Below are 13058 nucleotides of genomic sequence, written 5' to 3'. Positions count from 1 at the left end.
TCACCCCCTCAGCAGGTGATTCAACGCACTCCGCAACTTCAACGGCTTGACCGGCTTGTTCATCAGCACATACCCCAACTCACGAATATACTGTTTCAGCTCATTGGTGTAGTTGGCCGTAATCATTACCACGGGTACCGGGCAGTGCCGGCGACCGTTGATATTGGCTACAACATCCACGCCGTTCTCGTCGTTGTCCAGGTGGTAGTCCGCCAGAATCAGGTCCACCTGGCTCGAGGCCGGGTCCAGCTGGCGCTCCAGATCTTCCAGCGAAACGGCAGAAATCACCTGGCAATCCCAGCCTTCCAGTAGAGTCTGCATTCCCTGACAGATGGCGTGATCGTTATCAATGACCCAGATTCTGGCGCCACCGAGGCCGTTGTGGGTTGAAACAGCCCGCTCACTATCCGGCGTCGGTCGTTTGGGCAGTAACTTCCCTGTCGGCACCTTTACACTGAAGACCGAGCCTTTGCCCTCCACCGAGGACACCGTCACTTCGTGGCCCAGCATTCGGGAAATTTTGTCCACAATCGCCAGGCCCAGGCCGAGCCCCTTGTCCGGTTGCGCTCCGGCAGGGCGGATGCGTTTGAACTCCTGGAATATCTCGGTGAGTTTGTCCGCCGGAATACCCGGCCCGGTGTCCCACACTTGCAGCAGTATATGACCAGCACGCCGGCGACAGCCCAACAGGATTCGCCCTTCACCGGTGTAACGGATGGCATTGGTCAGGAAGTTACGGAGAATTCGCGCCAGCAATTGCGAATCGGACTCCACGATCGCTGATGAAGCCACAAAGTCCAGGGTTAGCCCTTCCGCCATCGCCATCTGACGAAATTCCCTCGCAATATTATTGAGCAGATCCCGCAGGTCAAACGCCATGATATCTGGCTTGATCACGCCGGCGTCCAGCTTGGAAATGTCCACCAGGGTGCCCAGCAGGTTTTCCACATCGTCCAGGGACGTACTGACCGAGCGAACAAGCCCCTCAGCCTTGGGGCCGAAGGAGTGTTCCAGCAAGGCACTGGTGAACAGTCGGGCAGCGTTCAGAGGCTGCAACAGGTCGTGACTCACTGCAGCCAGGAACTTCGTTTTGGAAAGATTCGCACGCTCGGCATCCATCTTGGCATCCCGCAGCCTGGCCTCTACCGCCGCCCGTTCGTCTATTTCCTGCCGCAGCTGGTTGTTCAGCCCGGTCAGTGCCGCAGTGCGCTCCTTTACCCGCCGCTCCAGGTCGTCGTAGGCCTGCTCCAGCGCCAGGGCGGTTTTGCGGCGGTCTGTGATATCCCGGATCAGCACAAAGAAACCGGTCACCTGTCCTTCCGTGTCCACATTGGGCACGTACGCACGGAGCATGTAGCGGGACTCCCCGGTGTCGTTGGTTTCCTCGAACTCAAAATTGACGCTGCTGCCCTTCAGCACTTTCTCGACATGGGGCAGAAGCCGCTGATAAAGCTCAGGCTGGTGGACTTCCTGCAGGTGCTTGCCCAGCGGAGATTCGCCATGGCGGCCGTACCAGGCTTCGTAGACCTTATTACAGAACTGCACGGTCATGTCGGCGCCGACATAGGCAATCAGCGCAGGTACATGATCGGTGACCACCCGTATCCAGCGCTCACTTTCCTCGAGCGCCTTGATGCGGCGTGCCATTTCGCTGTTCTTGACGTCGGTGATATCCGAATAAAGTACCACCAGGCCCCCTTCCCGGGTCGGCCGTTCGGTCATCTGGACCCACCGATCATTGGCCAGAAGGAAAACCACACCCTCTGACGAGGCGTTGACATGCTCTTCCACAACCAGCCCGGACCTGACTGCCTGTTCCTTCACTTCAGCGATGGAGGCACCAGTGGGCGGCACTTCCACACCGGAGTGCTGCCAGTAGCTGCGGAACCGGCTATTACACTGAACCAGGCGGTGCTGATGATCAAAGAGGACAAAGCCGTCGGCGATGCTTTCGATGGCATCCACCAGGCGCTGGCGGGTTGTTTCAGCCTCTTCACGGGCACGACTCAGGGCCTTGTTGCTGCCCTTGAGCTCGTCCATGGTCTGGTTGAGAGCTTCAGTACGTTCGCGCACCTGTTCCGCCAGCACCACCGAATGCTCGAACACCGCATAGGGCTCCGGCTTGTGAGCTGAGCCGGATTCCACCCGCACAATCAGGGCATCCCGGATTTTCCGCAGGCGTTCGTTCTCCGCCTCCAGTTCAGCAATACGCTGCTCCCTGCTGCTTTCAGCGTCAGCCTCAGTTATGACCGTATCCGACATCAGGCTGGCCAATCACCACCCCCGTGAACGTTTGATTTATATGCATACCATCGAACTGCTCACCATAGGTATTGAAACCGATGACCTTGTGGTGCCGGAGAAACCCGGACACCTCATCCGCCACACCGGTCAGTTCCGCCTCCAGGCGCCGCAGGAAACAGTCACAACCGATGGTGACCAGGGGTGGCCCCACCACTCGCTCTGAGGCTTCAATCTGGGTGCGCACACTGTCCAGCAATGACCCGGGCTCCATGGCCGTCATGACAATGCCGGTTTCGACGGCACAGTAGAACGTCAGGCTCTTGTCGGCATTCACACGCTGCACCGAGCGGACAAAGTAATGGCCACCAATCCGTACCCCCATGGGCCGCAGCGCAAAAACCTTACGGTCCAGTTCTTCTACGCTCACACCCACTGCCCGGGCATAGGCTTCCGCTGCTGGCTCCGCATTCAACTCGTAAACCGTGCGGCTCTTGGCATCAGCATCGGTGACCACCAGCTTCTCGTTTCGGGCCTCCATGTGGTGAGTGGAAAACACCCGGAAATCCAGCGGCGTATTCACCAGCATCACAGTGGCAGCACCGGTGTGGAACCGGCCATCGAAGAAAACATGGGTATTGGCCAGCCGTTCATCGTCACCGGCCGAGCCGCCAAACTGGGGAATGGTGCCCAGGGCGGCATTGAGGGTAGCCAGCACCAGTTCTTCGCGGCTCGACAGACCATCCAGCAGGGTGATGGCAAAGGTGTTGCCCTTGATGGGCGCCAGGCGGGCATCCCGGCAGGTAGTCAGAAGGCCGTCTATCACACTCTGGGCGTCCTGCAGGGTAAAGCTGTTCAGTTCACTGATCAGCGCATAGTCGATGGAAAAATAACGACAATCAAATCCTATGGCAGTAATGCAGCCCCGGCCATAACCTTCCGGGGTGATTTCACCAGCAGACGTACAACCGCTGACCCGGATCCCCGAAAACACCTGCTCCAGCGCCATACCCAGGCGTTCAAGATCGTATTCAGCAGAGCAGAAAAACAAGACACAACCAAGATTATCGTGGCTGAGTTGGCTGGCAAGGTAAGTGGCCGCCAACATGGGGTCACGTGCGTCGGAACTGGCTACCCTGACTGCAGGCAACGTGGTGGCTGGCTTCATGAAGGCGCGCTCCGCAACCGTATGGCTTTGTACCGATTCTACGGCTTCTGCAAACGGAGCCAATGCGACTTCAGTGCTTTTAATGGGCGCGCCAAAATGATCGTAAGCCATTGATTTAATAACCTCCCTGATCAATGCCTGTCAGCGCTGCCGGTTTGCAGGGAAGCAAACCGGCACTTTAGTCTTAGGAGTGGCCTCCGCACGCCAGGAATCCGTCCCAGCATTTGAGAGACTCCCCCCATCAAATAACGCTTAGAACGTGATGACAGCACCCAGCGCCAGGGTATCGAATTCTGCGGCATCACCACCGGTGGACTTTACGGTCTGCTCAAACATGTTGTATTCGCCAACCAGCTTGAAGTTGCTGTTCACGTCATGAAATACCGCAAAGGAGGTGTTTTCAGTCTCGAAATCGCCCTGATCAGAGTCTGTTTCGCCATAGGAGACCACGAAACGATTGGCGCCCAGAGTATAGGAACCCTGCACCAGGTACCCGTCGGCATCCTCTTCCGATGCAAGGGCCGCATCTGTAATCAATACCGGAACATCACCCTCGGAGGTAAAGCCCGATGCGGTTAGCGAAAGACCTGCCACCGAGGCTTTGAGACCGTAGCCCACGCCCTGGCTGTCTATTTCCGTGGTCGCATTCTCTGAACTCTGATGACGACCGTTTAGCCAACCGGTCAACGCCACGCCACCAAGATCGGCAGCATAGGTCAGCTCCGCTTCAAAACGGGGTGCCGACTGCTCGGATTGCGCCCCCGGCGTGGTATCGGCAGGTTCAAAAATACCGGCAGCGACCTTCAGGCCACCCATATCCGGAGTCCGGTAGGTGATCTGCGCAGACGGATTCGGATAGGGGTAACCGGTACGGATATTGCCGAAAGAAACACCGGTTGCCGCGCCCGGAGAACCGAAGCCCATGAGGATTTCGTCCAGGAAGATATTGGACCGGGCATACAAACCAAAATCCTTACCAATCAGAACCTGGCCGAAAGACCCGTCCACGGTGGCGTAAAGCTGGCGCACGTCGATAGCGGTGTCGGTGGGTGACTGCAGGCTGTCGTTGATAGTGGACCAGAAAGAAGACCGGCCACCCAGGGTAAGATCACCCATCTCTTTGCTGAAATTGAAACCGATGGTGTTGGGCAGGAAACCCATCTTGACGTCCGAGTTGCGTACGTCATTCAGCTTGTCGTCACGGTTCACATAGAACGCGTTGAAATAGCCGTCCACCGAGAAGCTGGTACCGTCTTCGCTGTAAACTTCGATCGCCGCATTGGCGCCTGCGCTAGCCCCCATGGCGGCAACCATTGCTAAAGCGAGCCCTGACTTTCTGAAATTGTTGTTGTTCATAATTCCCCCGGTTTTTGTTGAATCTGGGTGTTGAGCAACGGGTGATAACCCGTGTCTCAGGCGCACTCTCTCGCCTGAATTCAATGGTCGATGAAGCAGCGGGAGTGGGAAATGCGCCAAGGGGGCAGGTTTTCTGATCTTTTAGGAGGCCGCGAAAACTGAACTTTGGGATTACGACCTGTCAGGAAGGGAAGAGATCGAGCTCTTGCAGGCAGTCTTCCAGGAACCTTTCGGGGTGGGCCATAACGGCCTCGTCAGCCACCACACCGAACTGGACCTGGCCGGCGTAGCTGACAATGCTGACTCCAAGCCCGATATCGCCGGCCTGGGGTACCCAGAACATCTGTTCCAGGATGCGGCAACCGGCCAGGTAGCGTTCATCCCGTGTACCGGGCACGTTCGACACCACCGCAGTGGCCTTGCGGTAGAACAGGTCAGCGACGGGCTGGCGCCAGGCTTCGGGTATGAGCGAGGCACTGCCGGTCAGGGCCCAGGACAGGCCAGGTTGCCAGCTTTTCTTGAGTTTGCGGGTTTCATGTTTGATACGGAAAAGCCGTTCCAGCGAACTCTCACCATCAACTGGCAGAGGCACGAAAACGGTGCCGAAGTAATTACCCAATGTGCCGGGTTCCGGCTTGATGTCCTCCGGCAGGCGGCTGCGGATATCCACCGGCACTGCGGCGTGTAGCACCGCCTCATCCATGTCGGTGTCATCGGCCACAAGCCGCTTGCGGACGGCTGAAGCCACACAACTGAGCAGCACATCGTTGATGGTAACGCCGGTAACTCGTGCGATATGGCGGAAACGTTCAAGTGACACCGGAGGCGACCAGCGGCACTGGCGCCGCCCCAGCAATGATGGCTTCAGGGACGACGCCGTGTCCTTCGGTTCCACCAGGAAGTGGCTGAGTTCGTTCACCAGTTTCAGACTTTTCCAGGTGGCCCGCTCCAGGGCGTTGCGGCCGGGTGTGCCACCGTTGCCGGGAATGCCGCCTTCCTGAGCCGAGCCGGGTGCTGGGGGCGCATCGGCGATCAGCTCACGCAACCAGGCATTGGCCGCGCGGCTCCAACGGCCTGTGTCGGCCTGTTCCGGTGCGCCATAGAGCACAGGCGCCTGCTGTGGAGAGGAAGGGCAAAGGCGCTCGAAAACACCCAGTAGCGAGAGCCCGTCGGCGTAACAATGGTGCATTCGCAGCAACAGGGCAGCGCCGCCTTCGGCATCCGGTAACAGCCAGAACTTCCAGAGCGGCCGGTAATCCGGCAGGGGCTCGTTCAGGCGGGCGGATACCCACTCCTGTAACGCCCGATGGTCAAACTCACCAGGGACCACTTCAAGATGATGGTGCAACGAGAACACCGGGTCCTCTTCCCACCACCAGCCCGGGGCGCGGCACACCGGCATAAAACGGAAACGCGCCCAGGCCAGCCAGTATATTTTCAGGAATTCCCGAAACCGGGCTTCCGTCAGCCCCTCCACCCGCAGCATGACGGTAATGGTCATGGGGTTTTCCGGACGTTCCAGGGCCAGCCATGCTGAATCCACGGGCAGCAGCAGATGCGATTCCTTTTGACTCAAACCTGACTGTCCCCGGCAAATGCAGCAAGAAATGGATGAACGACCCAGCATTGTGCCAGACAAGCACGGGCGGCTCCATATAAGGTCCCGGTGATGGGATTACAAAATGTTACACGCCTACAACCCATCACCTCTATACTGGGAATAAGCATTAGTGAAATGGTTATGAGGCACCCGAGGTGTCTTTACGCCCTTTAGCCAAAAGTCTATTGGCCGCAGCTGGGCGTAAAAATGGTAACCAGTGCCAATATATGTGGCGACATAAAGCGGTACAACTGAATTACCAGCACCCTTCAAGACCAACCGAACGCAAACAACGGGTGCTGGAGGAGAGCGGTTATGAAAGCGAGCCATGTACGCAAACTGATAAAACCTATTGAGAGCGCCTACTCCGAGATGTTCTCCGGCCGTGTCTATCGCGTGGGCACCGGGGCGGTTTCGGTTCGCAATCACAGCGGCAAGGCAGAGCAGACCGTGATCGGTGTTCATGGCTTCCTGGAAAATCACTGCTACTTCACCCAGGCCTATGAAGCACCCACAACCGAGCTGATACTGCTCACCTGCAGCAACTACCATATTCCCGTCAATGGCGTGACGCCCGAATCCCCGGACTGGGAAGTACCCATCAAGTACCTGGATGGAACCATCGAATACGACGCCTGCATTCTCAACCAGGCGCTGGCCAACCTTCCAGCTACCGATAATGTCCGCGTGCACGGCCATTCCCGCGGCGGCGCAGTCATTCTTGAGGCCATCCGGCAATGGCCGGAACTGTACGAAAATGTCGAAGTGGTGCTGGAAGCGCCGGTGCTGCCGGATGGCCGGCTTTCCGCTCTGGTAACAGCAATACTGGAACCGGTGAGTCACGGCATGTGGCCCTGGCTGATCCGCCTGATCAACAGCGCACCCTCGTCTGCTTACGGCCAGACCTTTTTCGGCCGCATGAATCCCCGGAAAAAACAGTTGCTGGCCAAGCTGTTCTCCGCCACCAAGGACCACCTGACCATCGTCCGCAACATAGAAGACCTGATGGCGTGGATGGAGCGAACCGATGCCAGTGTCTACAGCAACATCCGCAATGGCACCTTCCTGATCCCCGCAGTAGACCGCATCCTCGATCGCCAGGCCATGCTGGCCAGTGCGCGCCAGAGCCCGACAACCATGCGTATCGTTGAAACCGAGGCCCCCAGCCACTTCATCACTCTCGACAGCAAGGAATGGGTACCCGGGTTCGAAACCCTGTCCAAGGCAGCACAGGGCTGAGGTTGCTGCACAAAGGGCTCTGCTCCGCTAAACTGGCGCGTTTCCAATCCAGGTTCAGTGGAGCGTCACCCTCATGTATCGTGAGCGTCTTGTCAGCACCAGCGTCCATTCAGACAGCGCCCGCCGCTTGCAGCAAACACTGCTGGACTACCATGACTTCCGCCAGCACAAGGCCGCTCACCCCCTGCTGGATCATACGTTCCTGATCGCCGACTGGCAGGCAGAGCGACTGAAATCCACCCATAAAGATCTGTACCGGCATCCCGGCTATCACACTGGCCTGGAATTTCTGCTTACCGATCTTTACGCACCTGCCGGCATGACCCGGCGTGACGACAACATCGACCGGGTTTTCCCGAAAATGGTGAAGTGGTTGCCGGACCACCTGCTGGACACTTTTGCCGGACTGGTGGAGCTGAACCTGATCACCCAGCAACTGGACCTGGAACTGGTGGAGCTCTGCCACAAACACGGGCTTGCCCCCGCGTCCCTGAGCGCAGACGACTACTGTCGGCTATTTCGCCGTAGCCAGCGCCTGGAGCATCGCGAACGCCAGATTACCCTGGTTGCGGATGTTGGCCGGCAACTGGACCGATATGTACGCAACCGCACCCTGGGCTGGTTGCTGACCATAAGCCGGACACCTGCGGAAATGGCAGATCTGAGCGACCTGCACAGCTTCCTGCGACGGGGCTATTCCGCCTTCCGCAAGATGGAGGATGTGGAACGGCTCATCGACCGTCTGGTCGCGCGCGAGGAAAAGGTTCTGGACAACATTCTGAAGGGTCACCCGGAGCCTTTCGAGCTGCCAGGCGACCTTTAATCGCACCAGGCCGGTTCAGGCGCTCAGTATCTGATCCAGCTGGGAATGGATTTCCTGCTCAATGCGGACCTTGAACGGCCGCAACAACATGCCCAGTTCCAGGTGGATGTGGAGATCGGTATCGGTAATGTTGAGATGACCCTTCACTCCACTGCGTTTGAACCTGAGGTGATCCCCTTCCCATTGATAGTTCACATCGAACTGCTTCGACAGATCCTCGGCCAGGGTTTCCGCCGCCTGGCGGGCATGATCTTTATCAAGGGAATGGGCGCGGTGGACATCGATAACAGACATGGATCGGGTTTCTCCGGAAATTAAGGTACGTTTTACAGTGTAAGGCGGCATTAAACTTGTAGCCACCCCCGCAGTCGTTAGAATACGGGGTTCAGATTCTGACAGGACCCAGCCATGAGCGAACATCAGGAAAACGGCATGAGCGAGCAACAACCGACTGCCACGCGGCCAAAGCAGGAGGCCACGAAGGACGACGTCACCCATTTTGGCTTTCGCAATGTCCCTAAAAGTCAGAAAGCCGGCCAGGTCGCGGAAGTGTTCCACTCAGTGGCGGGCAAGTACGACCTGATGAACGACCTTATGTCCATGGGAATCCACCGCCTCTGGAAGCGCTTCACTATCGAACTGTCCGGCGTGCGCAAGGGCCACCAGGTGCTGGACATTGCCGGGGGCACCGGCGACCTGACCATGAAATTCTCTGACCTGGTGGGCCCCACCGGCAAGGTCGTGCTCGCCGACATCAACGCCTCCATGCTGCAGGTGGGTCGCGGCCGACTGATGGACCGGGGCTACGCCGGCAATATTGAATATGTACAGGCGGATGCCGAACACCTGCCGTTTCCGGACAACAGCTTCAACGCCGTCAGTATTGCCTTTGGGCTGCGCAACGTCACTGACAAGGACCAGGCTCTGCGGGACATGACCCGCGTGCTGAAACCCGGAGGCAAGGTAATGGTGCTGGAGTTCTCCAAACCAACCAACCCGTTACTCAGCAAGGCTTATGACGTGTACTCTTTCAACGCCCTGCCGCTGATGGGCCAGCTGATTGCAGGCGATTCCAACAGCTATCAGTACCTGGCCGAGTCCATCCGCATGCACCCGGACCAGGACACCCTGAAAGCCATGATGGAAGAAGCCGGCCTGGTAAACTGCAAGTACTACAACATGACCGGCGGCGTGGTCGCCCTGCACGTGGGAATCAAGCCCTGATGTTTCCCGGCCCTACCCTGATGTCTGCCATTACCGCCATCATCGAGAATGCCCTCAACCGCGCTCTCGAACTGGACCCGGCGGGAAAGCAGGCGCTGATGGCCGCGCTGACAGGGCCGGTACAGTTTTCGCTGGACGGGCCCGGGCTTACACTGGTGCTGCAGCAACAGGTGACGGGAAGGGTCCAGGTGGCCAGCCGACCTGCGGAATCTCCGGCGCTGGTACTGTCCGGACGGCCCATGGCCTTCGTGGCCCTGGCAACCGGTGATGACCGGGTATTCAGTGAAGGGCGTGTTCAGGTGAGCGGCGACACCGCACTGGCGCACCAGTTCCAGCGTGCCATCGACCAGCTCGACCCCGACTGGGAAGCAGCCATGGCCGCCCATATCGGCGATGTGCCCGCGCATTTTATCGGTCAGCGCATGCGTGGTGCCGTGCGCTGGAGCAGGCAGGCCTTTGGCTCCCTGAATGCCAATATTGAAGAGTACATCCACGAGGAAAGCCGCAGCCTGCCGGGGCGTCGGGAGCTGGAAGCCACCTTCAGCGATATCGACCACCTGAACCTGCAGGCCGAACGTCTGGAAGCCAGGGTCGAACGGCTGGAAAAATCCCATAAAAAAGACCAACCGGAGACGCCGTGACGCGCCTGCAACGCCTGTTTCGCATTGCCTGGGTCTTCTGCCGTTACCGGCTGGATACCTTTCTGCCGCTGGCGGAGCTGCCCCTGCCGCTGAAGCTGTTCTTCCTGCTGGCACCCTGGCACCTTTTCCCGAAACCAAAGCTCGACAGGGGGGACCGCCTGCGCCTGGCTTTTGAGGAACTGGGGCCGGTCTTCGTGAAGTTTGGCCAGATTCTCTCCACCCGACGGGACCTGTTGCCCGACGATATGGCGCTTTCCCTCAAGAACCTGCAGGACCGTGTTCCCCCTTTTCCCGGTGAAGTGGCCCAGGGCATTATAGAAAAATCACTGGGTGCGCCGGTGGCAGAGCTGTTTGCAGAGTTTTCCCGTGAGCCAATGGCCTCCGCGTCGGTGGCTCAGGTGCATGCCGCTACCCTGCGGGATGGGCGGGAAGTCGTCGTCAAGGTCATACGCCCTGGCATTGAACGGGTTATCCGCCAGGACCTGGCACTGCTGTATATGATGGCCGGCCTGCTCGAACGCTACTGGTCCGAAGGGCGGCGGCTGCATCCGGTAGAAGTGGTGGCGGACTACGACTCCACCATCCACGACGAACTGGACCAGCAGCGGGAAGCTGCCAATGCCAGCCAGTTGCGCCGCAACTTCGAGAATTCGTCGCTTATCTACATTCCCTCCATCGACTGGGATTACACCCGCAAGTCGGTGCTGGTGATGGAGCGTATTCATGGCATCCCCATCGCGGACATTCCGGCACTCAGAGAGGCCGGCGTGGATCTGAAGGTACTGGCGGAAAAGGGCGTCGAAATCTTCTTCACCCAGGTTTTCCGCGACAGTTTCTTCCACGCGGACATGCACCCGGGCAATATTTTCGTCGATGTCAGTAACCCGGCAGACCCGAAATACATTGCGATTGATTTCGGCATCGTCGGCACCCTCGCCCCGGACGATCAGAGCTATCTGGCCCGCAACCTGTTGGCGTTTTTCCGCCGTGATTACCGCCAGGTCGCGGAGTTGCACATCCAGTCCGGCTGGGTGCCCCCTGAGACCCGGGTCAATGAATTCGAGGCTGCCATACGCACCGTCTGCGAGCCGATTTTTGAAAAACCCCTGAAGGATATTTCCTTTGGCCACTTCCTGCTGCGGCTTTTCCAGACCGCCCGCCGCTTCAACATGGAGGTACAGCCACAACTGGTCCTGCTGCAGAAAACACTGCTGAACGTGGAAGGCCTGGGCCGCCAGCTCTATCCGGACCTGGACCTGTGGAGCACGGCACAACCTTTCCTGGAAACCTGGATGCGTAAGCGCATCGGCCCTTCAGGCCTGATCAAGTCCCTGCAGTCACATCTCCCGGCCTGGCTTGAACAGTCGCCCGAGATGCCCCAACTGGTCCACGACGCTCTGGTACAGCTGCGCAAATCGGGCTCCAACGACCAGGCCAGCCGCGCTACACTGGAACAAATCCGCGAAAACCGTGCCCGTGCCGACCGCCGCTGGCGCAGAGGGCTGGCGGCAGCCGCACTGGCAGGGGTCGCCTGGCTGAGCATCGATCACGACCTGGTCACCATTGCGCAGGCCATGCCCGCCCACGGCTGGGCACTGTTGGCCGCGGCTACCTGGCTGATTGCCGGCGGCAGACGAAAAAACTGATGGAAGTCATATAAATGCAAGATTCAGAAGCTACAGTCGAAACGCCTGACTGGTTAAACGAAATCCGCTGGAATGCGGATGGGCTGGTGCCGGCCATTGCCCAGGACGCCGCCACTGGCGATATCCTGATGATGGCCTGGATGAACGCCGAGTCCCTCAGGCTGACCGCCGAGGAGGGCCAGGCGGTGTATTGGTCCCGGTCACGGGGAAAGCTGTGGCGCAAAGGGGAAACCTCCGGCCACCAGCAGGTGGTGGCAGAAATCCGCCTGGACTGCGATGAAGACGTCATTCTTCTCAAGGTTGAACAGAAAGGCGGCATCGCCTGTCACACAGGACGTCGCAGCTGCTTCTACCGCCGGCTGGAAAACGGCGAGTGGGCAAGTGTGGACCCGGTTCTCCGTGATCCCGGCGCAATATACGGCAACAAGCAGGGAGATAGCCGCAATGAATGATGTTCTGGAAAAACTGGCCCAGGTGCTGGAAGCCCGAAAGGACGCCGACCCGGAGACCTCCTACGTTGCCAGCCTGCATCAGAAGGGGCTCAACAAGATTCTGGAAAAGGTCGGGGAAGAATGCACCGAGACACTGCTTGCCGCCAAGGATGCCGAGCACTCCGGCGAAACCCGGGAGGTGGTCTATGAAACCGCAGACCTTTGGTTTCACAGCATGGTTATGCTGTCGCGGCTTGGCCTGGGGCCGAAAGAGGTCCTGGACGAGCTGGCCAGCCGTTTCGACCTCTCAGGCCTGGAAGAAAAAGCGTCCCGGGGGCAATAACCTGAATAGCACGGGTGATACCTCTGAAGAGGGTTTCCGGATCTCCCCCGATGTGGCGTACAATCAACCGTAACAGAAACATTGAAACGAGGGTCCCGGCATGGGCATCAGTATCTGGCAACTCCTAATCGTACTCGGCATTGTTATTCTTTTGTTCGGAACCAAGAAACTCCGCAACATCGGTAGCGATCTGGGCGGTGCCATTCGTGGTTTCAAAAAGTCCATGAATGATGAAGACAAGAAGGACGCTGACCCGGACGCTATCGAAGAAGAGAAGGCCGACGCCAGGCCATATGAGGCCAGCGCCGAAGAAAAGCCACGGGACAAGTCCCACAGCTGAGACTGG

At 58.5% G+C, this 13058-nt stretch carries 13 protein-coding genes; 8 read left to right on the top strand and 5 right to left on the bottom strand.

The window, feature by feature from the left end; translation table 11 throughout:
* The 4 genes from ABJM11_RS19090 to ABJM11_RS19075 form a co-directional block, all read right to left on the bottom strand.
* Nucleotides 1-2262 (bottom strand): NahK/ErcS family hybrid sensor histidine kinase/response regulator, encoded by a 2262-nt coding sequence (locus tag ABJM11_RS19090; protein WP_348292657.1) that lies wholly within the window; start codon nt 2260-2262, stop codon nt 1-3.
* Complete coding sequence (nosP, locus tag ABJM11_RS19085) at nt 2240-3409, bottom strand: nitric oxide-sensing protein NosP (RefSeq protein ID WP_407070019.1); 1170 nt, start codon at nt 3407-3409, stop codon at nt 2240-2242. Before nosP ends, ABJM11_RS19090 begins: the two co-directional genes overlap by 23 nt.
* 252 nt (nt 3410-3661) lie before the next feature.
* Nucleotides 3662-4765: a porin gene (locus ABJM11_RS19080; protein ID WP_348292584.1), complete on the bottom strand. Its 1104-nt coding sequence runs from the start codon at nt 4763-4765 to the stop codon at nt 3662-3664.
* Between the two features lie 181 nt (nt 4766-4946).
* A complete protein-coding gene (locus ABJM11_RS19075; protein ID WP_348292583.1) occupies nt 4947-6341 on the bottom strand; it encodes a WS/DGAT domain-containing protein in 1395 nt (464 codons plus the stop codon).
* 339 nt (nt 6342-6680) lie between these two features.
* On the opposite strand from ABJM11_RS19075, the gene ABJM11_RS19070 reads away from it, so the two are divergent.
* Both ABJM11_RS19070 and ABJM11_RS19065 read left to right on the top strand, forming a co-directional pair.
* Entirely contained in the window at nt 6681-7604 is a 924-nt protein-coding gene (locus ABJM11_RS19070; RefSeq protein WP_348292581.1) for an alpha/beta hydrolase, read from the top strand.
* 73 nt (nt 7605-7677) lie between these two features.
* The gene (locus ABJM11_RS19065) at nt 7678-8427 is read left to right on the top strand and encodes an FFLEELY motif protein (RefSeq protein WP_348292579.1); all 750 of its coding nucleotides are present in this window, start codon (nt 7678-7680) and stop codon (nt 8425-8427) included.
* Between the two features lie 15 nt (nt 8428-8442).
* On the opposite strand, the gene ABJM11_RS19060 is transcribed toward ABJM11_RS19065, so the two are convergent.
* Nucleotides 8443-8721, bottom strand: coding sequence for a polyhydroxyalkanoic acid system family protein (locus ABJM11_RS19060; RefSeq protein ID WP_348292578.1), 279 nt, complete (start codon nt 8719-8721; stop codon nt 8443-8445).
* A 138-nt stretch (nt 8722-8859) separates the two neighbouring features.
* Here ABJM11_RS19060 and ubiE point away from each other — a divergent pair, with 138 nt between their 5' ends.
* The 6 genes from ubiE (at nt 8860) to tatA (ending at nt 13052) form a co-directional block, all read left to right on the top strand.
* Nucleotides 8860-9651: a bifunctional demethylmenaquinone methyltransferase/2-methoxy-6-polyprenyl-1,4-benzoquinol methylase UbiE gene (gene ubiE / locus ABJM11_RS19055; RefSeq protein WP_348292655.1), complete on the top strand. Its 792-nt coding sequence runs from the start codon at nt 8860-8862 to the stop codon at nt 9649-9651.
* On the top strand, nt 9651-10292 hold the full coding sequence (locus tag ABJM11_RS19050; protein ID WP_348292577.1) for an SCP2 sterol-binding domain-containing protein: 642 nt from the start codon (nt 9651-9653) through the stop codon (nt 10290-10292). Before ubiE ends, ABJM11_RS19050 begins: the two co-directional genes overlap by 1 nt.
* The gene (gene ubiB, locus ABJM11_RS19045; RefSeq protein ID WP_348292575.1) at nt 10289-11938 is read left to right on the top strand and encodes a ubiquinone biosynthesis regulatory protein kinase UbiB; all 1650 of its coding nucleotides are present in this window, start codon (nt 10289-10291) and stop codon (nt 11936-11938) included. Before ABJM11_RS19050 ends, ubiB begins: the two co-directional genes overlap by 4 nt.
* 14 nt (nt 11939-11952) lie before the next feature.
* A complete protein-coding gene (hisI, locus tag ABJM11_RS19040; RefSeq protein ID WP_348292574.1) occupies nt 11953-12390 on the top strand; it encodes a phosphoribosyl-AMP cyclohydrolase in 438 nt (145 codons plus the stop codon).
* Nucleotides 12383-12712 (top strand): phosphoribosyl-ATP diphosphatase, encoded by a 330-nt coding sequence (locus tag ABJM11_RS19035; RefSeq protein ID WP_348292573.1) that lies wholly within the window; start codon nt 12383-12385, stop codon nt 12710-12712. The genes hisI and ABJM11_RS19035 overlap by 8 nt, the downstream gene beginning before the upstream one ends.
* Nucleotides 12713-12812: 100 nt before the next feature.
* The gene (gene tatA, locus ABJM11_RS19030; protein WP_348292571.1) at nt 12813-13052 is read left to right on the top strand and encodes a Sec-independent protein translocase subunit TatA; all 240 of its coding nucleotides are present in this window, start codon (nt 12813-12815) and stop codon (nt 13050-13052) included.
* The last annotated feature ends 6 nt before the right edge of the window (nt 13053-13058 follow it).

The sequence above is a fragment of the Marinobacter sp. genome (assembly GCF_039977835.1).
GTDB lineage: Bacteria > Pseudomonadota > Gammaproteobacteria > Pseudomonadales > Oleiphilaceae > Marinobacter.
The sequence above is the reverse complement of the archived record's forward strand: the minus strand, read 5'-3'. Positions and strand labels throughout refer to the sequence as shown.

What these genes read in the sequence shown, in the direction of transcription:
- hisI (WP_348292574.1), top strand. Translation starts at nt 11,953, where the DNA reads ATGCAAGATTCAGAAGCTACAGTCGAAACGCCTGACTGGTTAAACGAA.
- ABJM11_RS19050 (WP_348292577.1), top strand. Translation starts at nt 9,651, where the DNA reads ATGTTTCCCGGCCCTACCCTGATGTCTGCCATTACCGCCATCATCGAG.
- ABJM11_RS19060 (WP_348292578.1), bottom strand. Translation starts at nt 8,721, where the DNA reads ATGTCTGTTATCGATGTCCACCGCGCCCATTCCCTTGATAAAGATCAT.
- ABJM11_RS19035 (WP_348292573.1), top strand. Translation starts at nt 12,383, where the DNA reads ATGAATGATGTTCTGGAAAAACTGGCCCAGGTGCTGGAAGCCCGAAAG.
- ABJM11_RS19090 (WP_348292657.1), bottom strand. Translation starts at nt 2,262, where the DNA reads ATGTCGGATACGGTCATAACTGAGGCTGACGCTGAAAGCAGCAGGGAG.
- ABJM11_RS19065 (WP_348292579.1), top strand. Translation starts at nt 7,678, where the DNA reads ATGTATCGTGAGCGTCTTGTCAGCACCAGCGTCCATTCAGACAGCGCC.
- ABJM11_RS19080 (WP_348292584.1), bottom strand. Translation starts at nt 4,765, where the DNA reads ATGAACAACAACAATTTCAGAAAGTCAGGGCTCGCTTTAGCAATGGTT.
- nosP (WP_407070019.1), bottom strand. Translation starts at nt 3,409, where the DNA reads ATGAAGCCAGCCACCACGTTGCCTGCAGTCAGGGTAGCCAGTTCCGAC.
- ABJM11_RS19070 (WP_348292581.1), top strand. Translation starts at nt 6,681, where the DNA reads ATGAAAGCGAGCCATGTACGCAAACTGATAAAACCTATTGAGAGCGCC.
- tatA (WP_348292571.1), top strand. Translation starts at nt 12,813, where the DNA reads ATGGGCATCAGTATCTGGCAACTCCTAATCGTACTCGGCATTGTTATT.
- ubiE (WP_348292655.1), top strand. Translation starts at nt 8,860, where the DNA reads ATGAGCGAGCAACAACCGACTGCCACGCGGCCAAAGCAGGAGGCCACG.